This window comes from Isoptericola sp. NPDC055063 (assembly GCF_053608125.1).
In genome coordinates this window covers 201,597-223,026 of sequence record NZ_JBSGUW010000002.1, presented here as the reverse complement: position 1 = coordinate 223,026, position 21,430 = coordinate 201,597, and the positions used below count along the sequence as shown (strand labels likewise).

The window sequence follows — 21,430 nt, the reverse complement described above, 5'->3', positions numbered from 1 at the left end:
CGCCCTCAGCCGGTCGTGCGGGCGCCGTTCCCGGGGGCGAGGCGGGTCGCGCGCAGCGCGGCGTACAGCTCGGCGGCCTGCGCGGGCCGGGCGACGGACCGCCCGGTGAGGTCCTCGATGCGCCCGAGGCGGTAGCCGACGGTGTTGCGGTGACAGTGCAGGGCGCGCGCGGCCTCGGCGGTGGACCCGTCGGCGTCGAACCAGGCCTCGAGGGTGTCGAGCAGGTGGCCGCGGTCGGGGGAGTCGGCGAGGGCGCCGAGCACGGTGGTCCGCAGCTCGGCCGCCTGCTCGGGGTGCGTGACCAGCAGGACGTCCACCGGCGCCGCGCCGAAGGCGTGCGATCCCGCCGTGCCGCGCGGCACGCACTCGAGAGCCAGCCGTGCCTCGCGCAGTCCGCGCCAGACGTCGGCGACGGTGGTGACCGCCCCCGAGACCCCGACCCGCGCGGTCGCGGCGGCCCCCACGACCTCCACGGCGCCCTCAAGCTCGGCGTCCGTGCGGCAGGCGACGACGCCGACCCGCTCGGCGCCCCACGTCGACCAGGAGGAGCGGACGCCCCGGTGCCGCAGCCGGGCCTCGACCTCGGGCAGCGGGTCGTCGCCGGTGGGGTCGAGCTCGGCGGACACCACGAGGTACCGCCCCTGCTCGGGCAGGCCGAGCGTGCGCAGGATGCCCGTCGCCTCACGCAGCGGGGTGTCCGCGTCGAGCAGCGCCACCAGCATGAGGCTGCGCGCGTGCTGGCTGCGGCGGTCGCGCTCGTCGACGACGTCGCGGTAGGCGTCGGCGGCGACGGACGAGAAGCGGTCGATGATGCCCCAGACGTCCGACGACGCGCGCAGCAGCTCCTCCGACCGGTGCCGGGACGCGGCGTTCGCGACCATCTCGTCCCAGAGCGCCAGCCCGGCGAGGCGGTAGGCGTGCAGGAGGCTGGCGAGGGGGATGCCGTACTCCGCCTTGAGACGCCCAGCGTCGCGGGCGGGAGCGAGGTCGTCCGGCTCGCCGCCCATGCTCCGCAGGAGCGCCTCGATGTTGACCTCGACGACGGCGCGCAGGGCGCCGTCGGGCAGGGCGGACTCCGCGTACGCGTGCTCGCCCGCCAGGATCTGCGCGACCACGCGGTCGGTGACCGCGGGCACCGAACCCAGCAGCTCGCGGAACAGGTCGGCGGCGGGCGGGAGCGGCGCGACGCGCGGCGCGGCGACGTCCTCGTACAGGGTCATGGGGCCACGGTACCCGCCGCCAGCGGGCGGCTCTTGTGCCGGCGCACAAACTTCCCCAGCCATCTGGGGGCGCCCGCCCATGGAGTCCGGCACCCCCGCGGGGTGAGACTCGGGTCACGATCGAAGGAGATCCATGACCACCATCGCGAGCTCTTCGCCGTCGGCCGACGCCGACCACTCCACCCTGCGCACCGCCGAGCGGGCCGCCCTCGACGCGACGATCGCCGAGCTGGCCGCGGGGGAGCGGCGCTGGGCCGCCATGTCGCTCGCCGCGCGCGCCGCCCTCCTCGCCCGCACGCACGCCGCGATCGCGGCGAACGCGGAGCGGTGGGCCACCACCTCGGGCCGCATCAAGGGCCTCGACCCCGCCTCGCCCCTGATGGGCGAGGAGTGGATCTCGGGCCCGTACCCGGCGCTGACGGGGTTCGCGCAGCTCTCCCGCTCCCTCGCGGCGCTCGCCGAGCGACGCAGCCCCATCGCGGGCGCCCGCTTCGGCGCCGCGCCCGGCGGCCGCACCACGGTCCGTGTGCTCCCGCACAGCGCGCACGAGGCGGTCCTGCTGCACGGGTTCCGGGCGGAGGTCTGGCTGCGGCCCGGGGTCGCCGCCTCCACCGCGCGGTCGCACGCCGGGCTCGCCCAGCAGCACCCGCGCCGCACCGGCGGCGTGGGGCTGGTGCTCGGCGCCGGCAACATCACCTCGATCGCGCCGCTCGACGTCGCCTCCGAGCTCGTCGCGCACAACCGGGTCGCGCTGCTCAAGCTCAACCCGACGCTCGACGAGCTCGAGCCGGTCCTCACCGCCGCGCTCGCGCCGCTGATCGAGGCGGGCGTGCTGCGGATCGTGCGCGGCGGCGCCGAGGCGGGCGCCTACCTGACCCGGCACCCCGGCATCGCGCACGTCCACATCACCGGCAGCTCCGTCACGCACGACGCCATCGTGTGGGGTCCCGGCGACGAGGGCCGCGCGCGCAAGGCGGCCGGAACGCCGGTCCTCGACAAGGACATCACCAGCGAGCTCGGCGGCGTGGCGCCGGTCGTCGTCGTCCCCGGCGACTGGTCCGCCGACGACCTGCGCTACCAGGCCGAGCACGTCGCGACCATGCGGCTGCACAACGGCGGGTACAACTGCATCGCCGGGCAGGTCGTGCTGCTCAGCGCGGACTGGCCGCAGAAGGACGCGTTCCTCGCCGCGCTGCGCGACGCGCTCGACCGGGCGCCCGCCCGCCCGGCCTGGTACCCGGGCAGCGACGCGCGGTTCGCGTCGGCGGCGGCGTCCTACCCCGACGCCGCCCGGCTGGGGACGGACGGCGGCCGCCTGCTCGTCGACCTCACGGGGCCCGGCGCGCACGCCGACGCGGCGGACCTGGAACGGAGCGAGTACTTCGCGCCGGTCCTCGGCGTCGTGGAGCTGCCCGGCACGGGGCAGCGGTTCCTCGACGCCGCCGTCGCGCACGCCAACGACGAGCTCACCGGCACGCTCGGCGCGAACGTCGTCGTCGCCCCGAAGGACCGCAAGGCCCTCGGATCCGGCTTCGACCAGGCCATCGCGGACCTCCGCTACGGCACGATCGGCGTCAACGCGTGGACCGGCGTCGGCTACCTCACCGCGACCGCGCCCTGGGGCGCGTACCCCGGGCACCCGCTCGACGACATCCAGAGCGGCCGCGGCGTCGTCCACAACGCCCTGCTCCTCGAGGACACGGAGCGCACCGTCGTCACGGGGCCGTTCCGGCCCTTCCCGCGATCGGTCGCCCACGGCGAGCTCGCCCTGTTCCCGAAGCCGCCGTGGTTCGTCACGGCGCGCAGCGCGGCCACCACCGGCCGCCGGCTGACGGACTTCGCCGCCCGGCCGGGCTGGCTCCGGATGCCGTCCGTCTTCACCGCCGCGTTCCGCGCCTGAACTCCCCTCACCCCGCCACGGTCCCGTCAAAGGAGACGCCATGCCCTTCCGCAGCCCCTTGCCCGACGTCGACATCCCCGACGTCACCCTGTACGACCTGCTGTTCGCCGACCTCGCCGACGCCGACCTCGAGCGTCCGGCCGTCATCGACGGCCCGTCCGGCGCCGTGACGACGTACGGCGCGCTGCGCGACCAGGTCGACGCCGTCGCCGGCGCGCTCGCCGCCCGGGGGGTCCGGCCGGGCGACGTCGTCGCGCTGCTGTCGCCCAACGTGCCCGCGTTCGTGCCCGTGTTCCACGGCGCGCTGCGCGCCGGCGCCACGGTGACCACGATCAACGCGCTCGCGACCGGCGGCGACGTCGCCTCCCAGCTCACCGACTCGGGCGCGACGCTGCTGCTCACGGTGTCCCCGCTGCTGCCCGCAGCGGCCGCCGGCGCGGAGCGGGCCGGGCTCCCGGCCGGCCGCGTCGTCGTGCTCGACGGCACCGACGGCCACGAGTCGCTGGCCGACCTGCTCGCCGAGGCCCGCCCCGCGCCCGACGTCACCGTCGACCCGGCCACGCACCTCGCCGTCCTGCCGTACTCGTCGGGCACCACCGGGCGGCCCAAGGGCGTCATGCTCACGCACCGCAACCTCGTGGCGAACGTGCTCCAGACCTCCGCCATGATCGACGTGACCCCGAGCGACCGCGTGCTCGCCGTGCTGCCGTTCTTCCACATCTACGGGATGACGGTGCTGCTCAACCTCGCGCTCCGGGCCCGGGCGGTGCTCGTCACCATGCCGCGGTTCGACCTGCCCGAGTTCCTGCGGATCACGCAGGAGGAGCGCTGCTCGTTCCTGTTCATCGCGCCGCCCGTCGCCGTCGCGCTCGCGAAGCACCCGCTGATCGACCGCTACGACCTGTCCACGGTCCGCGAGGTCATCTCGGGCGCCGCGCCGCTCGACGGCGAGCTCGGCGGCGCCGTCGGCCGCCGCCTCGGCTGCGTGGTGCGGCAGGGCTACGGGATGACGGAAACCAGCCCCGTCGCGCTGCTCGTGCCGGCCACCGGCGACGTCCCGCTGTCCAGCATCGGCATCCCCGTGCCCAACGTCGAGTGCCGGGTCGTGGACCCCGCGACCGGCGACGAGATCCCGCTGCCGGCGTCGGGCGTCAGCGCGCCCGGCGAGCTGCAGGTGCGCGGCCCGAACATCATGGTCGGCTACCTCGGCAACCCGCAGGCCACCGCCGACACCCTCGACGCCGACGGCTGGCTGCACACCGGCGACGTCGTCACCGCCACGCCCGACGGGGTCGTCACCGTCGTCGACCGCCTCAAGGAGCTCATCAAGTACAAGGGCTACCAGGTGGCGCCCGCGGAGCTCGAGGCGCTGCTGCTCACCCACCCCGGCATCGCGGACGCCGCCGTCGTCGCCGCGCGCGACGCCGAGGGCGAGGAGGTGCCCAAGGCGTTCGTCGTGCTCCAGGACGGCGCGGACCTGTCGGCCGACGACGTCATGGACTTCGTCGCCGAGCGCGTCGCCCCGTACAAGAAGGTGCGCGAGGTCGTGTTCATCGACGCCGTCCCCAAGTCGGCGTCCGGCAAGATCCTGCGCAAGGACCTGCGCACCGTCGACCAGGGCGCGTCGGAGGTGACCGCATGAGCCGGGACCAGCGGGCCACGCAGCCCCACGACTACGTCGTCGTCGGCGCCGGTTCCGCCGGGGCGGCGCTCGCGGGCCGGCTCAGCGCCGACCCGTCGGTGAGCGTCCTCCTGCTGGAGGCGGGCCCGAAGGACACCAAGACCGAGATCCACATCCCCGCCGCGTTCTCGAAGCTGTTCCGGTCCGAGGTGGACTGGGACTACGACACGGAGCCGCAGGAGCACCTCGGCGGGCGGCGCGTCTTCTGGCCGCGCGGCAAGGTGCTGGGCGGCAGCTCGTCGATCAACGCGATGATGTGGGTGCGCGGGTTCCCGGAGGACTACGACGCGTGGGGCGAGGCCGCCGGCGCGGGCTGGTCGTGGGAGGGCCTGCGGCCGTACTTCGAGCGGGTCGAGAACGTCGCGCCCGGCGTCGACCGCGACAACGAGGACGAGACCGGTCGCGCCGGCACCGTGCACGTGCAGGACCAGCGCAGCCCGCGCCCCGCCACGCGCGCCTACCTACGTGCGGCCGAGCAGGCGGGGCTGCCCGTGGTGCCCGGCAACGGGCACGACCAGCGCGGGGTCAGCCGCACGCAGGTCAGCCAGCGCGGCGGGTCGCGGTTCAGCACCGCGGACGCGTACCTCAAGCCGGCCCGCAAGCGACCCAACCTCACCGTCGTGACGGACGCGCAGGCCACGCGCGTCGTGTTCGACGGCACGCGGGCCGTGGGGGTCGAGTACGTGCGCGGCGGCGCGACGCTGGTGGCGCAGGCGCGCCAGGAGGTCGTGCTGTCCGGCGGGGCGGTCAACACGCCGCAGCTGCTCATGCTGTCGGGCGTCGGCGACCGGGACGAGCTGGAGGGCCTCGGCATCCCCGTCGTCGCGCACAGCCCCGAGGTGGGCAAGAACCTGCGCGACCACCTCATGGCGCTGCTGGCGGTCGGGGCGCACGAGGGCACGCTGTTTCTCGCCGAGAAGCCCCGCGAGCTCGCGGCGTACCTCTCGCGCAGGCGCGGGATGCTGACGTCCAACGTGGGCGAGGCGTACGGCTTCGTCTCGACGGACCCGGCCGTCGACCTGCCCGACGTCGAGCTGATCTTCGCGCCCGTCGGGTTCGTCGGCGAGGGGCTCGTCGCCCACGACGGGCACGCCGTCACCCTCGGCGCGATCCTCGTGCAGCCCGAGAGCACCGGCACGATCACGCTCGCGAGCCGGGACCCCTTCGAGAAGCCGCTCATCGACCCGCGGTACCTCAGCGACCCGGCGGGCAAGGACCGCGCCGCCCTCCTCGCGGGCCTCGGCGTGTGCGAGGAGCTGCTCGTGACCCCGGCGCTGCGCGAGGTCACGACCGGCGCGTTCGTGCAGCCGGCGGGCGGGGAGCAGCTGACGCGCGCGGAGCGCGACGAGATCGCGCTCGTCGACCACGCGCACACGCTCTACCACCCCGTCGGGACGGCGCGCATGGGGTCCGACGGCGCCGCCGTCGTCGACGAGGAGCTGCGCGTGCGGGGCGTCACCGGCCTGCGCGTGGCGGACGCGTCGGTCATGCCGACGATCATCCGCGGGCACACGAACGCCCCCGCCATCGTCATCGGGGAGAAGGCCGCCGACCTGCTCCTCGGCGTCGCCGCCGCCCCGCGCGCCGCCGCGGCGCAGCGGTAGGCGCGCCGGCCCTCACCGCGGGGCCGGGCGACCCATCACCTGGGTGCCCGGCCCCAGCGGGCCGAGCGGCTGCCAGCCGGAGCGGCGGTACAGCCGGACGGCGGGGTCGTCCTCGTCGTCGGAGGTGAGCAGGAGGCTGCGCCGCCCGACGCCGTCCAGCACGGCGTCGTGCAGCCGCCGGCCGACGCCGTGGCCGCGCCACGCGGCGAGGACCCCGAGCTCGACCAGCTCGAAGTGGTCGCCCACCCAGGCGTCGGCGACGTCGTCCGGGAGCCTGTCCACCAGGAGGTCGGACCAGTACTGGCCCCGCTGCCCGACATAGCCCCACGCGAAGCCCACCAGGTCGTCGCCCGCGTGGTCGGCCGCGTGCGCCGTCACCAGGCGGTACCCGTCGCGAGCGGCGTGCCGGTCGTACCGGTCCGTGCGCCAGACGACCGGGTCCGTGACGTCGCCGAAGACGGCGTCGTAGCAGCGCCAGACGTCGTCGGCGAGGGCGGCAGCGCCCGCGCTGTCGGTGACGCGGAGCTCGATCGACGCGTCGGGGGAGGGGGCGGGAGAGGCCACGAGCGCCATCGTGGCCGAGCCTCGCTCCCGCCGCACCTGCGGACCCTTGCTCGAAGGTGACGGCGCTCAGCGCGGGGTCCGGCTCCGAGATCACAGACCGACGTTGCGGAGCAGCCACTCCGCCTCGCGCAGCTCGTCGTCCTTCTCGTCGGGGGCAGGGGCGACGTCCTGCCCGGCGCGCAGCTGGTCCGGCGGGAGGGGCGCGTCGAGGTGCCGGAAGCGTTCGCGGGGGTCGGGCTCGCCGGGTGAGCCCACGGTCTCGGCCGTCATGCGTCCACGGTACGCGCCGTGGCGGCCGCCGACCCGCCGGTCCGGCAGGATCGGGGGATGAACGTCGACCTCGACGAACGAGCCCCGCGCCCGCGTCGCCGCGGGCGCGCGTTGCTGATCGCCGGCGGCGCCGTCGTCGTGGCGCTCGCGGTGCTCGCCCTGCTCGTGTGGCAGGGGGTGCTGTGGCCCAACCGGGTCACCGCGGCGAAGTTCGCCGTCCGCGGCGTCGACGTCTCCGCCTACCAGGGGGAGATCGACTGGCCGACGCTCGCCGCGCAGGACCTCGACTTCGCGTTCGTCAAGGCCACCGAGGGCTCGAGCCACGAGGACGAGCGGTTCGCGGCGAACTGGGAGGGCGCCCGCGGCACCGACCTGCTCGTCGGCGCGTACCACTTCCTCAGCTTCGAGAGCCCCGGCGCCGACCAGGCCGCCCACATGATCGACGTCGTCCCCGCCGAGAGCGGCACGCTCCCGCCCGTCGTCGACGTCGAGTACTACGGCGACTTCGCGGCCGACCCGCCCACCGTCGACGAGCTGCGCGGCATCCTCGACCCCCTGCTCGACGCGCTCGAGGAGCACTACGGCGTCCCCCCGATCCTCTACACGACGCAGCAGATCCGCGCCGACTACCTGGGCGCCCGCTACGACCGCTACCCGCTGTGGATCCGGTCCGTGGTGAGCAGCCCCGACCTGCCGAGGCGGGACTGGGAGTTCTGGCAGTACTCCGACCACGACACCCTGCCCGGCTACGCCGGCGACGAGCAGTACATCGACATGAACGTCTTCGACGGCACCCTCGACGACCTCCGCGCGCTGACCCAGCGGTAGCGGCATACGGTCGGCCCCGTGGTGGAGCGATGGACATGGCCGGCAGTGATCGGCGTCGGGTTCGGGGTGGCCGCATTCTTCGCGGTGCTGGTCCCCGTGCTCCTGGTGCAGCAGCGCCGGTACGGGCGGCTCGACGCGCGGCGCGTGCTGGGTGCGGCGGCGCTCGCGGTGTACGTGGTGACGCTGCTGGCGTACACGATGCTGCCGCTGCCGTCGGGCGACCTGGTGGCCTGGTGCGCCGCGCACGGCGTCTCCGGCGCGGAGCTGACGCCGCTGCACTCGCTCGACGACATCCGCCGGGACACCGCCGGTCTGGGCGCGGTGGCCACGCTGCGCAGCGCCGCGGTGCTGCAGGTCGCGTTCAACGTGCTGCTCTTCGTGCCGTGGGGCGTGCTCGCGCGGCGCTACCTCGGCTGGGGCGTGGCCGCGTCGACGCTGAGCGCGCTGGCCGCGTCGGTGGCGGTCGAGACCGTGCAGTACACCGGCATCCTCGGCATCATCCCGTGCTCCTACCGCGTGGCCGACGTCGACGACGTCCTCGCCAACACGCTCGGCGGGCTGGTCGGCGCGCTTCTCGCGCCCGTCGTGCTGCGCTGGATGCCGCAGTCGCGCGAGCTCGCCGCCGCGCGGCTGGAGCCTCGACCCGTGACGTTCTGGCGCCGGATCCTCGGGATGCTCGCGGACCTGCTCGCCGCGTTCGTCCTCGGCGCCGCGCTGCAGCTCGCGTACCGCGTGGGGACGCTGGCGACCGGCCACGAGCTGCCCTCGACCACGACCTGGGCGGACGTGCTGCTCGGCACGGTGCTGCCCGCCGTCGTCGTGTTCCTCGTGCCGCCGTGGGTGGGCAGCGGCGCGTCGCTGGGCCAGCGGGCGGTATGGCTGGAGCCACGGTGGCCCGACGGCGCCGGCCGGTTGCGGCGTGGGACCCTCGCGCGGCGCGTCGGGCGCGGCTACCTGCTGCTCGGCCTGTACGGGGTGCTGGGGATCGTCGAGGCGGTGCCGCCCGGCGACCCGTCGAACGCATGGGCCGGGGCGTTGCAGAACGGCGTGCTGCTCGCCGCGCTGATCGGCGTCGTCGCCACCCGCGACCGGCGCGGCCTGGCCTGCGAGATCACCGGCGCGCAGATGGTCGACGCGCGCGAACCCCTCGGCCGCGCGCCCCGCTGACGCCGGCCGTCGTCAGGCGCGCGCGTCGCCGGCGTCGTCGTCGTGGGCGGCCGCCATGCGGACGGCACGGTCCTCGGCGACGGCGTCGCGCCGCTTGGCGGCCTTCTTGTCGCTCGCCTTCGTGTCGCGCGGCGGGAGCTGGACGGACTCCTCGGCGGCGATGCCGTCGTTCAGCTCGCGGCTGCGCTCCACCTCGGCGTCGAGCTCGGCCCCGAACAGCAGCACGAGGTTGACGATCCACAGCCACAGCAGCAGCACGATGAACGTGGCGAGGATGCCGTAGGACCCGTAGTTGGAGAAGCTGCTGCCGACGTACCACCCGAACGCCGCGGAGGCGATGCCGATCACCACGATGGCGACCACGGCGCCGACGCTCAGCCAGCGGAAGCGCGGCCGTTTCACGTTGGGGGTGAAGTGGTACAGGAGCGCCACGGCGACGACCACGAGCAGCAGCGCGACAGGCCACTTCGCGATGCTCCACACGGTGATCGCGACGTCCCCCAGGCCGATCGCCGCACCCACCGACCGGGCGATCGGCCCGGAGAGCACCAGGCTCGCGACGACGACCGCCGCGATGATCAGCACCACCAGCGTCACGGCGAACATCGCGGGGCGCAGCTTCCAGACCGGGCGCCCCTCCTCGACGTCGTAGATGCGGTTCATCGCGCGCCCGAACGCGCCGACGTACCCCGACGCGGACCACAGCGCGAGTACGAGGCCGAGCACGAGGGCGAGCCCGGCGCCGGTGTTGCCGACGGCGTTCGCGATGAGCGGCCTGACGATCTCGATCATGTCCTCGGGGAGGAACTCCGAGACGGTGTTCATCACGGAGTTCAGGGCCTTCTCGGCGTCGCCGACGAACCCGAGCAGCGACACCAGCGCCAGGAGCGCGGGCGCGGAGGCCAGGACGGCGTAGTAGGTGAGCCCGGCGGCGAGGTCGGTGCACTGGTCGGCCCCGAACTCCCGGAGCGTGCCCTTGAGCGCCCGCCCCCACGACGGCTTCGGCGCGTCGGACGGCGCGCGTGGGGTGTCGGGGACGCCGCCGTCGGCACCGGTCTGCTGCTCGCCCGTCTCGGTCATGCTGGCCTCCTCGGTCACCTCCAGGCTCGTCGGGCCTGGTCATGCCCGCAAACGCACCTCGCGCGACCCCGGGCGCACCCGGGGGCCGTGGGGCATCCTGGTCGGCATGGCACTCCCACCGCCCCCGGCCGGCTGGACGCGGTACGTCGTGAAGGCGAAGGTCGTGTCCGTCGGGCGCGACTTCCGCGTCACGGACCTCGACGGCGCCGACGCCTTCCTCGTCGACGGCAAGCTCGGTCCGCGCGAGCGCGCCGACGTGCTCGACGCCGCGGGGACGGTCGTCTACCGGGTGACGGGCCGCGTCATCAACCTCCCGAAGCGCATGACCATCACCGACGCCGCGGGCACGGTGCTGGCGGAGCTGCACGGCAAGCTGTTCTCGCCGATCCGCTCGAAGATGACGCTCCACCGCCCCGACGGGCCGCCGTGGGAGCTGCAGGGCAACGTCATCGAGAAGGAGTACACGGTCACCGCCGGGGGAGCGCCGGTCATGGTCATCACGCAGAAGTGGGTGACGGTCCGCGACACGTACACGCTCGACGTCGCCGACGGCACCGACCCCGGTCTGGCGATCGCGATGCTGTGGGCCGTGGACCGCTGGGTGGAGCGCGACCCGGGCTAGTCGTCGACTCGCGCGGGCGGCGCGACCAGGTCGCGAGCCTGCTCGGCCGCGCGCGCGATGCTCTCGCCGACGAAGTCCATGAACCGGCCCATGTTCTCCAGCCGCGCGCCGGCGGGCGTGTCCCGGCCGAGGACGCCGACCCCCTGGCGCGCGACCTCCGCGAGCCGGGCGTTGGACGCCGCGGCCGCGAGCATCGACTGGTACCAGGCGTCGCCGTCGGCCGCGTAGCGCTCGCGGCGCCCCTCGGCGCGCTCGCGCCGCACGAGGCCCAGGTTCTCCAGCAGCGCGACCGCCTTGGAGACCGACGCCGGGCTGACCTCCAGCCGCTCGACGAGCTCCGCGGCGGTGAGGCTGCCGGAGTCCGCCACGTAGAGCAGGGTGAGCACGCCGGCGGCCATGCGGGGCAGCCCGGACTGCATGAGGAGCGTCGTGAACGTCTCCTCGTACGCGCGCAGCGCCGCGTCGTCCGGGTCGGCGGCGCGGGCCTGCGTCGCGCGGGCGCTGCGGCTCGCGGCGGGGCGACGGCGGTGGGCTGCCTGCTGCGCGCTGCGGTGCGCCAGGTCGGCGCGGTAGGCGCCGGGGCCGCCGTGCCGCATCACCTCGCGCGTGACGGTCGACGTCGGCCGGTCGAGCCGGCGCGCGATCTCCGCGTAGGCGAGGTCGTCGGCGAGGCCGAGCGCGATCTGCTGTCGTTCCTGCGCGGTGAGCCGGCCTCCCGGCATGGCGTCCTCCTCGGCGTCGCGGTGCCCGTCGCGTTCACCCTACATCGGATGCAACGGCTGATGGCCCACCTGTTGCGTTGCTCTTCGGGTCGGATGCAACGATTCATGCGTTCTGACCTGCAGCAATGGATGTTCGGTGCAATGAATGCTCTTGCCGAACATGCGAACGCAACGTAGCGTTTCCCTAGTCAGAAAGAGAGCACGGATCACCACAGGAGCTGAGCGCGATGCAGACCTTCGAGACCACCACCCCCGCCACCGCCGTCGTCGACCTCCCCGCCGGCCGGCTGACCGTCGTCGCCGCCGAGCGCGCCGACGCCTCCGTCGACGTCCGCCCGGCCAACCCGTCGAAGAGCCGCGACGTCGAGGCCGCGGAGCGCACCACCGTCGACTTCACCGGCGGCGTCCTGCGCGTCACCACCCCCGTCGAGCACCGCGCCCTCGGCAGCACCGGCTTCGTGGACGTCACGCTGCAGCTGCCCACCGGCTCCCGCCTCGAGGCGAAGGCCGCCAGCGCGGAGGTCCGCGGCGTCGGGCGCCTCGGCGAGGTCGTCGTCGAGACCGCGCACGGCGACATCAAGATCGACGAGGCCGCCACCGCCCGGCTCGGCACGCAGGCCGGCAGCATCACGGTCGGCCGCCTCACCGGCTCCTCGACGCTGCGCACCGCGAAGGGCGACATCCGCGTCGACGAGGCCACGCAGGGTGCGCTCGAACTCGCCACCCAGCTGGGCGACGTCTCCGTCGGCGCCGCGGCCGGCGTCACCGCGTCGCTCGACTCGGGCACCGCCCTCGGCCGCGTGCGCAACGCGCTCGCGAACACCGGCGGCGACGTCGCGCTGCAGATCCGCGCCACCACGGCGATGGGCGACATCTCCGCCCACAGCCTCTGAGATCTGTGCCGCGCGGCACCAGGACCGGCCGGAGCGACGAGTCTCGTCGCCCCGGCCGGTCTGTTCGTCATGACCCCCACCGGAATCCTCGACGCCCGCTTCAGCGAGGCCACCGCCCCGACCCCGTGGGACGAGGTCGACGCCGCGCTCGCTGACGCCACCCTCTACCGCCTCACGACGGTGCGCGCCGACGGCCGCCCGCACGTCACCCCGCTGGTAGGGCTGTGGACCGACGGGACGTTCGTGTTCTGCACCGGCCCCGACGAGCAGAAGGCCCGCAACCTCGCCCACGCCCCGCAGGTCGCGGTCACCATCGGGTCGGAGGCGTGGGACGACGGCCTCGACGTCGTCGTCGAGGGCGCGGCCGAGCGTGCGACCGGCGGCCCCGAGCTGCGCCGCCTCGCCGACGGCTTCCGCGGCAAGTACGGCGACGCCTGGGACTTCGAGAACGACGACGAGTCGTTCGACCCGCACGGCCAGCGCGCCCTCGTCTACCGCGTCGTGCCCGACAAGGTGCTCGCGTTCGCCAAGTCCCCGCACGGGCAGACCAGCTTCCGGCCCTGACGGCGCACGGCGACGTGCCGCGCCCGGGTCAGGTGCGGCGCTCGTGCCGCACGGGCCTGAGACGGTCGGGCGCGTCCGTCGCGGGCTCCCAGGTGCAGGTGAACCAGCCGCGGTAGCCGAAGAGGAAGCCGAAGCGGTGGTTCGTGACGCGCAGGTCCACCTCGAACCGTTCGGCCGCGTCGTCGTACCGCTCGCGCAGCAGCGCGCGGCCGCTGAACAGCATCGGGAAGCGGAAGCCGACCGGGCCCTCGTAGAACCGCTGCGCGTCGGACGTGAGCACCAGCGCGCCGTCGTCGTCGGCGTGCAGGTCGAGGTCGACCGCGAGGTGCTGGTGCGTGCCGAGGTAGTCCACGACCTTCCCGCCGACGTCGATCATCGTCGCGTCGAACCGGCGGCGCCGGCCGCGGATGTCGTACGACCGCACGAACGTCACCGTCTCGCGGCCGAAGGGGTCGCGGTACGGGTAGTTCTCGATGGTGAAGGGCACGTCGGTGCCCACGTCGGGCACGAGGATGTTGCGCAGCCGGCCCACCTGCAGGAACGGCACGGTCCACCACGGTCCGCGCCGGATCTCCGTCATGACGCCGGTGCCGACGCACGCCTCGCCGCTTCCCAGCCCGACGTCGAACCGGCGCTGCAGCATCGGGTGCAGGCGCCCGAACTCGCCACCCATGGCGCGGCGGAAGATCGAGGCGGTCGCGGTGCCGGCGGGTGTGTCCGTCATGGTGTGTCCGTCATGGTGCGGCCTCCGGGGCGGGCAGGGCGTCGAGGGTGCGGGGGGCGTCGCGCAGGTGGTCGTCGTGGCGGCGGCCGTGCTCCGGCGCGCGCCGGCAGCGGGCGGCGCGCGGCCGGTCCGCGCGCCAGAACCACAGCACGCTGCGCAGCGGCCAGCGCTCCGGCTCGACGCCGTCCTCGGCCCACAGGCGCAGGCGGTCGAAGCTCCAGGCGGTGGCCCAGCCGAGCAGCGGCCGCGCCGCGCGGTCGAGCAGGCGGCCCCAGCCCGGCGCGTAGTCGTAGCCCGTGACGAAGCGGGTGCCGTCGCCGTCCGGCACGTACCGCCAGTAGCCGCGGCCCGCGCGGATGGGGGAGCGGCGGTCGGCGGTGGCGAACCGCAGCGCCGACGTGCGTGTGCCGTCCGGGCGGCTCGACTCGCCGACGCTCACGCCGTCGCCCGCCACGGTCCCGACCGGGGTGCGCCGCGTGTAGGTGAAGCGGGTCGCGCCGCCGGAGGTGGGCGTGGTCGGCACGATGCGCGAGAACCGGACGTCCCACCGCACGTGCTGCTCCGGGTCCTGGGTCAGCGTCCAGACCGTCTCCGGCGGCGCGGCGATCCGCGCCTCGACGTAGATGCCTCGCCCGGTCACAGGTCTTCGGGCTCCGTGTCGAGGGCCGGCACGGGGGCGGAGCACTCGGCGAGCACCGTCCCGTCGTCGGCCACGAGCGCCGTGTGCGCCGTCCAGCCGGTGACGTCCTGGGACGCCGTGAGCTCGGTCGACGCGACCAGGTCCGGGAGAGACCACCAGAGGCCGTCGCCGGCGTCGTCCGTCTCCGCGCCTTCCGGGTAGCCGTCCGGGTCGCCGTCGACGGCGTCCAGGGAGTCGTACGTCGGGCCGCCGGGGGTGGACACGGACAGGCGGACCGTCGTGGCGTCGACGGCGGGGTTGTCAGCGCCGTCGAGACCGAGCCCGGCGGACCAGCCCACCGCGACCCGCCAGGTGGTCGTCGTGGTGCGGGTGATACCGAGCCGGGAGACCTCGTGGACGGTGCGAGCGCTGCCGAAGACCGCCGTCGCGGCCGACGGGCCCGTGCTGGCGCACGACGTCTCGTGCTCGGACATCTGCTCGCCCCCGCCGCTGCCGGTCATGACGCTCGCGGCCGCGGCCGCCGCGCACACCACGAGGGCGACGGCGCCCGTGACCCGCCGGGGCCAGCGCAGCCACGGCGCGTGGGCGTCGCGGGCCGCACGGAGGCGGGCGACGAGCGGGTGCGGCTCGGGCGTGGTGCTGCGGACGGCGACGGTGCCGAGCAGCGAGTCGGCGAACGTGCGGCCCTCGCGGTGGAACGCGGCGCGGACATAGCCGATCAGCAGGATCGCGTCGAGCACGTGCGCGAACCAGCGCACGATCGTGCCGGGCAGCCCGATCGGCCGTCCCGAGCGGTCGTCGACCACGGAGATGCCCGCGACCCGCTTGCCCGGCGTCATGCCCGTGTACGCCTGGAGGACGCCGAGCACGAGCAGCGTCCCGGCCACCCAGAGCGTCGTCGTCTCGTCGACGGGGTCACCGGACGGGCCGACGGCGGGGAGCGTGCCGAACGGCGGCGAGTCGCCGGTGCCGAGGAACGCGACGAAGGCGACGAGCGCCGAGTCGAGCAGGGTCGCGAGGACGCGCAGCCCCCAGGGGGCCCGCGGCCGGTCGTCGGTGAACGGCCCGAGGTCGTCGTTCAACGGCGGGAACGCGGCCGGGGGCGGGAACGCGCCCGGGGGCGGGGACCCGGCACGCACCGTCGACGTCATGGCCGGATGCTTCCACGCCGGCGCGCCCGCGTCCACGGTGTGCCCAACCCGCGCTCAGCGGGGCGTGGCGACGCCCGTGGCGACCACGGTGCCGGCCTCGCCGTCGACGACGAGGGTCCCGGCGCCGCGGAGCGCGTCGGTCGCGCCGGGCACGCCCAGCACAGCGGGCAGCCGCAGCTCGCGCGCGACGATCGCCGCGTGCGACAGCAGCCCGCCCGTCTCCGTGACGACCGCCGCGACGACGCCGAACAGCGGCGTCCATGCCGGGTCCGTCTCGCGGCACACCAGCACGTCGCCGGGGCGGACGGCGGCGAAGTCGTCCGGCCCGCGCACCACGCGCGCGGGCCCCGTCGCCCGCCCGCTGCTCGCGCCCGTGCCCCGCAGCACCGCCACCTTGTCGTTGTGAGCGGGCGTTTGGCCCTGTTCCGCCCTTGAGTCGGGGCCAAACGCCCGCTCACAACGACCGGCGGGGAGGGCGGCCGTGACCGGGCGGGCCTGCAGCAGCCAGACGGCGCCGTCGTCGTCCACCGCCCACTCCACGTCCTGCGGGCCGCCGAGCAGGCGCGCGACCCGTTCGCCCAGCGCGACGACGCGCAGTACCGTCGCGTCGTCGAGGCAGGGCCGGCCCCGGTCGGCGGCGGGGACCTCGCTGGTCGTGACCTCGGCGGGGGAGCGGTCCACCCGGGTGCGCTTGGTCCCCGTGCGCCGCTCGACGACGCGCCCGGCGGCGACCGTCCACCGGTCCGGGTCGACGGCGCCCTGCACCACGCTCTCGCCCAGCCCCCACGAGGCCTCGACCGTCGTGCGTCCGCCGCCCGTCAACGGTGCGCCCGTGAACAGCACGCCCGCCGCGCGGGCGTCGACCAGGCGCTGGACGACGACGGCCACCGCGACGCCGGCCGCTGCACAGGCCCCTCCCGTCGCCGCCCGGTACGCGGTGGCCCGCGGACCGGCCGCCGACGCGCGGCAGGAGGCGACGGCCCGCACGACGTCGCCCGCGCCGACCGCGCCGAGCACCGTCTCGTACTGGCCGGCCGCCGACGCGTGCGTGCCGTCCTCGTCCGCCGCCGACGACCGCACCGCCACGGGCTCGTGCCGCCCGAGGCCGTCGAGCCCGCCGTCGACGGCGGCGCGCAGGTCGGGGCCCTCGAGCGAGGCGGGGACGACGAAGCCGTCCGGCACCGGCAGGCCGGCGCGGCGCAGCCGGCCGAGGGTCGCGGCCTTGCCGCCGTGCGCGGGCGCTGCGCCGTCGAGCGGGATCGTCCCGGGCATCGCCCACCTCCGTGCGTCGTCGAACAGGAGTCGTGCGGTCGGCTGGGGCGCTAGGCGTCCGGGTCCGCCGGGCCGCGCCCGCGCCGCGCCTGCCGGCGGGCCGTGCGCTCCTCGGCGAGCACGCGGGCGCGGGCCTGCACGTGGCCGGAGTACGGGTCCAGGCCCGCGAGGGTCGCGGCGCCCAGGCCGGTGGGCAGCCACCACGAGACCGCCCTCCGCGCGGTGAGGCGGGCGTCCGTCGTGACGCCCGAGGCGCCGACGGGCCGCACGACGTCCGCCGCCAGCCGCTGCCACGGGGCGAGGTCGAGCGGCGCCAGCTCTCGGCGGTGCCTGCGCCGAGCCCGTCGCAGGCGTGCCCGCGCGCCCGTGAAGGCGGCCTCCGTGCTGCTGGTCTTGTCCTCGCCGTCGTCCCGCGCCTGCGCCGCGGCGACGTCGTCGAGCGCCCGGTCCACGATCCGGTCGACCGCGGCCCGGAAGGCGGGGGCCCGGTCGAGGAGGCGGCGCTCCTCGGCCGCCCAGGCCTCCACGGGGGTTCGCCTGTCGCGCGCCACGGGCCGGTCCTTCCTCGGGGTTCAACATTGCGTTGACAACGGTTCGTTGATGGTGCACGGTCGCGGGATGGAACGCAAGCCCCGCCCGGACGACCGCGCCACCGGTCGTGCCGCGGACCACGAGGTCGACCAGGGTGCCGCCGACGCGGAGGCGCGTGCCCGGCGCACGCTGCTCGCCCTCGGCGCGGACCGGCTGGCCGCGCGGCCGTGGCAGCCGGCCGGCGTGCCGCCGTCGGCGACGGACCTGGTGCGGCACTATCTGTGGCGCTCGGCGGGCGGCGGGCTGACCCCCGAGGAGGACGCCGCCGGGGCGCTCGCGGCCCTCGCGCTGGTGCCCGCCGCGCGGGCCGAGGCGGGGCAGCTCGAGACGGCGGCCCTGTTCGCCGCGCGCGCCGCCGGTCACACGTGGGCCCGGATGGCGGGGGCGATGGGGCTGGGCTCGCCGCAGGCGGTGCAGCAGCGGCTCGACCGCCTCGTCTCGCGGTCGGGTGGGGCAGGCTCCGGCGGGGCGGGCGGCGACGGCGGGGCCGCGGCGTGAGCCGGCCGTCCGACCCGGAGCTCCTCGTCCTGCACGCCGTGCGCGTGCGGGGTGCCGCGGACGACGCCGCCGTGGCGGAGCGCGCCGGGCTCCCCGCCGACGTCGCGCGCGACCTCCTCCTGGACCTGGAGGCGTTCGGGTGCGTCACCTGGTCCGAGTTCGCGGGGACGGGCGCCTGGTCGCTCACCGAGCGCGGGCGGGCGGAGGGGGAGCGCCGCCTCGCGGCGGAGCTCGCCGCCGACCCGACCGGGCGCGCGGACGCCGTCGTGCGCGCGGCGCTCCCGGCCTTCGACCCGCTCAACTCCCGGCTGCTGCAGGCCTGCACGGACTGGCAGCTGCGGCCCGGCGACGGCGGGCGGCTGGACGTCAACGACCACCGCGACGCCGCCTGGGACGCGCGCGCGCTCGACGAGCTGGCGGCCGTCGTCGCCGAGGTGCGCCCCCTGCTCGCCGGGCTGGCGACGGAGCTCGACCGGTTCGGCGGCTACGCCGGCAGGCTCGACGACGCGCTCGCGGCGGCCCGCGCCGGCGACGGCTCACGCGTGGCCGGCATCGGCGGCGCGTCCGTCCACGGGGTGTGGATGGAGCTGCACGAGGACCTGCTCGCGACGGCGGGTGTTCCGCGGGGAGCGTGAACCGGCCCCGCCTCAGACCGTGGCGACCTCGTGCAGGGACGCGGCGAGCGGGGCGATCTCGGGGATGTCCTCGGCGCGGGTGAGCGCGTCCTCGAGGGCGCGGTCGTGGGTGGGCCGGGCGGCCTCGAGGAGCTTGCGGCCGGCGGGCGTGAGCTCGGTGTAGATGCCGCGGCGGTCGTCGGCGCACAGGATGCGCGTGAGCAGGCCGCGGTCCTCGAGGCGCGTGACGAGGCGCGTCGTGGCGCTGCTGGACAGGGCGGCGGCGCGGGCGAGCTGCTGCATGCGCATGTGCCAGCCGTCCTGGCGGCTCAGCGCGTCGAGCACGGTGAACTCCACCACGGAGAGCTGGTGCTCCTTCTGCAGCGCGCGCTCCAGGTCCGTCTCGATCAGCCCGTGCAGCGCGGCGAGCGTGCGCCAGCCGCGCGCGCGGATCTCGACGGCGTCGTCGGCGATACCCATGTCGGCCTCCTCGGGGGCCTCGTGCGGGCCCGTCGTCCGGATCACAGCATAGCGCCTTGCGCGCATATAGCGCGTGTGCAACTATCTAGAACGTTGCGCGTGCAACTACTGCACACGCAACGTTCCCGTTCCCGATCCTGGAGGCCTCGGATGCCTGCCGCGCTGTACGCCCTCGCCCTCGGGGGCTTCGGCATCGGACTCACCGAGTTCGTCATCATGGGCCTGCTGCCGGAGGTGGCCGCCGACTTCGGCGTCACCGAGACGGTGGCCGGCTACCTCATCTCCGGCTACGCCCTGTCCGTCGCCGTCGGCGGCATCGCCCTCACCGCGGCCCTCTCCCGGGTGCCGCGCAAGCGGGCGCTCATGCTCCTGATGGTGCTGTTCATCGCCGGCAACCTGCTGTCCGCCGTCGCGCCCAGCTACGGGATGACGATGGTCGGCCGGGTCGTCGCGGCCCTGTGCCACGGCGCCTTCTTCGGCATCGGGGCGGTCGTCGCGGCTGACCTCGTGCCCGCGAACCGCCGCGCCGCCGCCATCTCCGTGATGTTCGCCGGCCTCACCATCGCCAACGTGGCCGGCGTGCCGCTGGGCACGTTCCTCGGCCAGGCGGCCGGGTGGCGGGCCACCTTCTGGGCCATCACCGTGATCGGCGTGATCGGCCTGGTCGGCATCGCCGTGCTCGTGCCCGCGACGTCGCACCGCTCCACCGGCTCCGTGCTGTCGGAGTTCCGCATCTTCCGCGACCGCCAGGTGTGGCTGTCCATGGCCGTCACCGTGCTCGGCTACGGCGGCATGTTCGGCGCGTTCAGCTACATCGCGTTCACGCTCACCGAGGTCAGCGGCTTCAGCGCCGCCGCCGTCCCGTGGCTGCTCGTCGTCTTCGGCGTCGGCCTCTTCGCCGGCAACGTGCTGGGCGGCCGCGCCGCCGACCGCAACCTCGTCAAGGCGCTCGTCACGGTCATCTCCGTGCTCGCCGCCGTCCTCGTGCTCTTCGCGCTCACCGCGCAGAGCAAGGTCGCGACCGTCGTGGCGCTGCTCCTCATGGGCGGCTTCGGCTTCGCCACGGTGCCCGGGCTGCAGGCCCGCATCATGCAGTACGCCGAGGCCGCGCCCACGCTCGGCTCCGGCGCCAACATCGCCGCGTTCAACGTCGGGAACGCGTTCGGCGCCTGGGCCGCGGGTCTCGCCCTCGCCGCGGGCCTCGGCTACACCTCGCCCCTGTGGGTCGGCGCGGCCGTCACGGTCGCCGGGCTCGGCGTCCTGCTGGTCGCCGTCCGCTCCCGCGGCGGCGAGCTCGCCCGGCCCCGCGGCACAGCGCACGAGCACGAGCTCGCGCCGTCCGCCGTCTAACCCACCCCGAACCTCAGTACCGCACCACCGGAAGGACCCATCTCATGACCGCGAACGTCCCCACCGTCACCCTCTCCGACGGCCGCACCATGCCCCAGCTCGGCTTCGGCGTCTTCCAGGTGCCCGACGCCGAGACGACGGCCGCCGTCGCCGCCGCGCTCGACGCCGGCTACCGCAGCATCGACACCGCCGCCGTCTACGGCAACGAGCGCGGCGTCGGCCGTGCCCTGGCCGAGTCGGGCGTCGCCCGCGACGAGCTGTTCGTCACCACCAAGCTGTGGGTGGACAGGCTGGGCCGCGCCGCCGCCCGCGAGGGCCTCGAGGAGAGCCTGGAGAAGCTGGGCCTCGACCACGTGGACCTGTACCTGATCCACTGGCCGACCCCCGCCACGGACGACTACCTCGACGCCTGGCAGGGCCTGGAGGACCTCCGCGACGCCGGCCTCGCCCGCTCGATCGGCGTGTCCAACTTCCTGCCCGAGCACCTCGACCGCGTCGCCGCCCTCGGCGGCAGCACCCCGGTCGTGAACCAGGTGGAGCTGCACCCGGCGCTGCAGAACCGCGAGACCGTCACGGCGAACGCCCGCCACGGCGCCGTCACCGAGGCGTGGAGCCCGCTGGCGCAGGGTGCCGTCCTGGGCGACGCACCGGTCGTCGACGCCGCCCGCGCGCACGGCGTGACGCCGGCCCAGGTGGTGCTGCGCTGGCACCTGCAGCAGGGCCGCGTCGTCATCCCCAAGTCCGTGACGCCGGCACGCATCGCCGCGAACCTCGACGTCTTCAGGTTCGACCTCACCGACGCCGAGCTCGCCGCCATCGACGGGCTGGAGCGCGACGGCCGCACCGGCCCGCACCCGGCCGCGTTCAACGGCTGACCCGGGGTCCGAGGCAGTGTTGTGGGGGGGGGGGGGGGGGGGGGTTTGGTTTGGGGGGGGGGGGGGAAGGAGGAGGAAGAAAAAGGGAGAGGGGGGGGGAGGGGAGGGACAACACGACGG

Annotated in this window: 23 protein-coding genes; 12 read left to right on the top strand and 11 right to left on the bottom strand. The window is 75.4% G+C overall.

What is annotated here, in order from left to right; genetic code table 11:
* Nucleotides 1–5: 5 nt before the first annotated feature.
* Nucleotides 6–1,220, bottom strand: coding sequence for a PucR family transcriptional regulator (locus ACWF41_RS02985; protein WP_380322316.1), 1,215 nt, complete (start codon nt 1,218–1,220; stop codon nt 6–8).
* A gap of 133 nt (nt 1,221–1,353) precedes the next feature.
* On the opposite strand from ACWF41_RS02985, the gene ACWF41_RS02980 reads away from it, so the two are divergent.
* From ACWF41_RS02980 to ACWF41_RS02970, 3 genes are read left to right on the top strand one after another with little or no spacing between them, the layout of a single operon-like run.
* Nucleotides 1,354–3,120, top strand: a complete 1,767-nt coding sequence (locus ACWF41_RS02980) for an aldehyde dehydrogenase family protein (protein ID WP_380322319.1) — start codon at nt 1,354–1,356, stop codon at nt 3,118–3,120.
* Between the two features lie 40 nt (nt 3,121–3,160).
* Nucleotides 3,161–4,762: an AMP-binding protein gene (locus tag ACWF41_RS02975; RefSeq protein WP_380322322.1), complete on the top strand. Its 1,602-nt coding sequence runs from the start codon at nt 3,161–3,163 to the stop codon at nt 4,760–4,762.
* Nucleotides 4,759–6,405 carry a GMC family oxidoreductase gene (locus ACWF41_RS02970; RefSeq protein WP_380322325.1) on the top strand — a complete coding sequence of 549 codons (1,647 nt, stop codon included), beginning with the start codon at nt 4,759–4,761 and terminating at the stop codon, nt 6,403–6,405. Before ACWF41_RS02975 ends, ACWF41_RS02970 begins: the two co-directional genes overlap by 4 nt.
* Nucleotides 6,406–6,417: 12 nt before the next feature.
* On the opposite strand, the gene ACWF41_RS02965 is transcribed toward ACWF41_RS02970, so the two are convergent.
* Both ACWF41_RS02965 and ACWF41_RS02960 read right to left on the bottom strand, forming a co-directional pair.
* On the bottom strand, nt 6,418–6,969 hold the full coding sequence (locus ACWF41_RS02965) for a GNAT family N-acetyltransferase (RefSeq protein WP_380322328.1): 552 nt from the start codon (nt 6,967–6,969) through the stop codon (nt 6,418–6,420).
* Nucleotides 6,970–7,059: 90 nt separating this feature from the next.
* Nucleotides 7,060–7,239, bottom strand: a complete 180-nt coding sequence (locus tag ACWF41_RS02960; RefSeq protein WP_380322331.1) for a hypothetical protein — start codon at nt 7,237–7,239, stop codon at nt 7,060–7,062.
* Nucleotides 7,240–7,296: 57 nt separating this feature from the next.
* On the opposite strand from ACWF41_RS02960, the gene ACWF41_RS02955 reads away from it, so the two are divergent.
* A complete protein-coding gene (locus ACWF41_RS02955) occupies nt 7,297–8,067 on the top strand; it encodes a GH25 family lysozyme (RefSeq protein WP_380322334.1) in 771 nt (256 codons plus the stop codon).
* 18 nt (nt 8,068–8,085) lie between these two features.
* Entirely contained in the window at nt 8,086–9,234 is a 1,149-nt protein-coding gene (locus ACWF41_RS02950; protein WP_380322337.1) for a VanZ family protein, read from the top strand.
* Nucleotides 9,235–9,246: 12 nt separating this feature from the next.
* On the opposite strand, the gene ACWF41_RS02945 is transcribed toward ACWF41_RS02950, so the two are convergent.
* On the bottom strand, nt 9,247–10,314 hold the full coding sequence (locus ACWF41_RS02945; RefSeq protein ID WP_380322340.1) for a YihY/virulence factor BrkB family protein: 1,068 nt from the start codon (nt 10,312–10,314) through the stop codon (nt 9,247–9,249).
* 106 nt (nt 10,315–10,420) lie between these two features.
* Between ACWF41_RS02945 and ACWF41_RS02940 the strand changes: the two genes are divergently transcribed.
* On the top strand, nt 10,421–10,936 hold the full coding sequence (locus ACWF41_RS02940) for an LURP-one-related/scramblase family protein (protein ID WP_380322343.1): 516 nt from the start codon (nt 10,421–10,423) through the stop codon (nt 10,934–10,936).
* Here the strand turns inward: ACWF41_RS02940 and ACWF41_RS02935 are convergent.
* The gene (locus ACWF41_RS02935) at nt 10,933–11,658 is read right to left on the bottom strand and encodes a MarR family transcriptional regulator (protein ID WP_380322346.1); all 726 of its coding nucleotides are present in this window, start codon (nt 11,656–11,658) and stop codon (nt 10,933–10,935) included. The genes ACWF41_RS02940 and ACWF41_RS02935 overlap by 4 nt on opposite strands.
* Before the next feature lie 227 nt (nt 11,659–11,885).
* On the opposite strand from ACWF41_RS02935, the gene ACWF41_RS02930 reads away from it, so the two are divergent.
* Together ACWF41_RS02930 and ACWF41_RS02925 are read left to right on the top strand one after the other, a co-directional pair.
* Nucleotides 11,886–12,551 (top strand): DUF4097 family beta strand repeat-containing protein, encoded by a 666-nt coding sequence (locus ACWF41_RS02930; RefSeq protein WP_380322349.1) that lies wholly within the window; start codon nt 11,886–11,888, stop codon nt 12,549–12,551.
* A gap of 69 nt (nt 12,552–12,620) precedes the next feature.
* Nucleotides 12,621–13,115: a pyridoxamine 5'-phosphate oxidase family protein gene (locus ACWF41_RS02925; protein ID WP_380322352.1), complete on the top strand. Its 495-nt coding sequence runs from the start codon at nt 12,621–12,623 to the stop codon at nt 13,113–13,115.
* Nucleotides 13,116–13,143: 28 nt separating this feature from the next.
* Here ACWF41_RS02925 and ACWF41_RS02920 read toward each other — a convergent pair whose 3' ends face one another.
* The 5 genes from ACWF41_RS02920 to ACWF41_RS02900 are packed head-to-tail and all read right to left on the bottom strand — an operon-like array spanning nt 13,144 to nt 17,453.
* Nucleotides 13,144–13,839, bottom strand: coding sequence for a DUF4166 domain-containing protein (locus ACWF41_RS02920; protein ID WP_380322355.1), 696 nt, complete (start codon nt 13,837–13,839; stop codon nt 13,144–13,146).
* Nucleotides 13,840–13,849: 10 nt separating this feature from the next.
* Nucleotides 13,850–14,479 (bottom strand): SRPBCC family protein, encoded by a 630-nt coding sequence (locus ACWF41_RS02915; protein WP_380322358.1) that lies wholly within the window; start codon nt 14,477–14,479, stop codon nt 13,850–13,852.
* Nucleotides 14,476–15,630 carry an RDD family protein gene (locus tag ACWF41_RS02910; RefSeq protein WP_380322361.1) on the bottom strand — a complete coding sequence of 385 codons (1,155 nt, stop codon included), beginning with the start codon at nt 15,628–15,630 and terminating at the stop codon, nt 14,476–14,478. The genes ACWF41_RS02915 and ACWF41_RS02910 overlap by 4 nt, the downstream gene beginning before the upstream one ends.
* 54 nt (nt 15,631–15,684) lie before the next feature.
* Nucleotides 15,685–16,902: a PEP/pyruvate-binding domain-containing protein gene (locus tag ACWF41_RS02905; protein ID WP_452181972.1), complete on the bottom strand. Its 1,218-nt coding sequence runs from the start codon at nt 16,900–16,902 to the stop codon at nt 15,685–15,687.
* Between the two features lie 50 nt (nt 16,903–16,952).
* Nucleotides 16,953–17,453 (bottom strand): hypothetical protein, encoded by a 501-nt coding sequence (locus tag ACWF41_RS02900; RefSeq protein WP_380326514.1) that lies wholly within the window; start codon nt 17,451–17,453, stop codon nt 16,953–16,955.
* 67 nt (nt 17,454–17,520) lie between these two features.
* Here ACWF41_RS02900 and ACWF41_RS02895 point away from each other — a divergent pair, with 67 nt between their 5' ends.
* Together ACWF41_RS02895 and ACWF41_RS02890 are read left to right on the top strand one after the other, a co-directional pair.
* A complete protein-coding gene (locus tag ACWF41_RS02895) occupies nt 17,521–17,991 on the top strand; it encodes a DNA-binding protein (RefSeq protein ID WP_380326511.1) in 471 nt (156 codons plus the stop codon).
* The gene (locus ACWF41_RS02890; protein ID WP_380326508.1) at nt 17,988–18,626 is read left to right on the top strand and encodes a transcriptional regulator; all 639 of its coding nucleotides are present in this window, start codon (nt 17,988–17,990) and stop codon (nt 18,624–18,626) included. The genes ACWF41_RS02895 and ACWF41_RS02890 overlap by 4 nt, the downstream gene beginning before the upstream one ends.
* A gap of 12 nt (nt 18,627–18,638) precedes the next feature.
* Here the strand turns inward: ACWF41_RS02890 and ACWF41_RS02885 are convergent, their stop codons facing one another.
* The gene (locus tag ACWF41_RS02885; protein ID WP_380326539.1) at nt 18,639–19,085 is read right to left on the bottom strand and encodes a MarR family winged helix-turn-helix transcriptional regulator; all 447 of its coding nucleotides are present in this window, start codon (nt 19,083–19,085) and stop codon (nt 18,639–18,641) included.
* Between the two features lie 150 nt (nt 19,086–19,235).
* On the opposite strand from ACWF41_RS02885, the gene ACWF41_RS02880 reads away from it, so the two are divergent.
* Nucleotides 19,236–20,435, top strand: coding sequence for an MFS transporter (locus tag ACWF41_RS02880; protein WP_380326505.1), 1,200 nt, complete (start codon nt 19,236–19,238; stop codon nt 20,433–20,435).
* 44 nt (nt 20,436–20,479) lie between these two features.
* Nucleotides 20,480–21,310 (top strand): aldo/keto reductase, encoded by an 831-nt coding sequence (locus ACWF41_RS02875; RefSeq protein WP_380326502.1) that lies wholly within the window; start codon nt 20,480–20,482, stop codon nt 21,308–21,310.
* Nucleotides 21,311–21,430: the final 120 nt, after the last annotated feature.

Coding starts and splice junctions, on each gene's coding strand:
- ACWF41_RS02985 (WP_380322316.1), bottom strand. CDS start 1,220: ATGACCCTGTACGAGGACGTCGCCGCGCCGCGCGTCGCGCCGCTCCCG.
- ACWF41_RS02980 (WP_380322319.1), top strand. CDS start 1,354: ATGACCACCATCGCGAGCTCTTCGCCGTCGGCCGACGCCGACCACTCC.
- ACWF41_RS02975 (WP_380322322.1), top strand. CDS start 3,161: ATGCCCTTCCGCAGCCCCTTGCCCGACGTCGACATCCCCGACGTCACC.
- ACWF41_RS02970 (WP_380322325.1), top strand. CDS start 4,759: ATGAGCCGGGACCAGCGGGCCACGCAGCCCCACGACTACGTCGTCGTC.
- ACWF41_RS02960 (WP_380322331.1), bottom strand. CDS start 7,239: ATGACGGCCGAGACCGTGGGCTCACCCGGCGAGCCCGACCCCCGCGAA.
- ACWF41_RS02955 (WP_380322334.1), top strand. CDS start 7,297: ATGAACGTCGACCTCGACGAACGAGCCCCGCGCCCGCGTCGCCGCGGG.
- ACWF41_RS02945 (WP_380322340.1), bottom strand. CDS start 10,314: ATGACCGAGACGGGCGAGCAGCAGACCGGTGCCGACGGCGGCGTCCCC.
- ACWF41_RS02940 (WP_380322343.1), top strand. CDS start 10,421: ATGGCACTCCCACCGCCCCCGGCCGGCTGGACGCGGTACGTCGTGAAG.
- ACWF41_RS02935 (WP_380322346.1), bottom strand. CDS start 11,658: ATGCCGGGAGGCCGGCTCACCGCGCAGGAACGACAGCAGATCGCGCTC.
- ACWF41_RS02930 (WP_380322349.1), top strand. CDS start 11,886: ATGCAGACCTTCGAGACCACCACCCCCGCCACCGCCGTCGTCGACCTC.
- ACWF41_RS02925 (WP_380322352.1), top strand. CDS start 12,621: ATGACCCCCACCGGAATCCTCGACGCCCGCTTCAGCGAGGCCACCGCC.
- ACWF41_RS02920 (WP_380322355.1), bottom strand. CDS start 13,839: ATGACGGACACACCCGCCGGCACCGCGACCGCCTCGATCTTCCGCCGC.
- ACWF41_RS02910 (WP_380322361.1), bottom strand. CDS start 15,630: ATGACGTCGACGGTGCGTGCCGGGTCCCCGCCCCCGGGCGCGTTCCCG.
- ACWF41_RS02905 (WP_452181972.1), bottom strand. CDS start 16,902: ATGCCCGGGACGATCCCGCTCGACGGCGCAGCGCCCGCGCACGGCGGC.
- ACWF41_RS02895 (WP_380326511.1), top strand. CDS start 17,521: ATGGAACGCAAGCCCCGCCCGGACGACCGCGCCACCGGTCGTGCCGCG.
- ACWF41_RS02885 (WP_380326539.1), bottom strand. CDS start 19,085: ATGGGTATCGCCGACGACGCCGTCGAGATCCGCGCGCGCGGCTGGCGC.
- ACWF41_RS02880 (WP_380326505.1), top strand. CDS start 19,236: ATGCCTGCCGCGCTGTACGCCCTCGCCCTCGGGGGCTTCGGCATCGGA.
- ACWF41_RS02875 (WP_380326502.1), top strand. CDS start 20,480: ATGACCGCGAACGTCCCCACCGTCACCCTCTCCGACGGCCGCACCATG.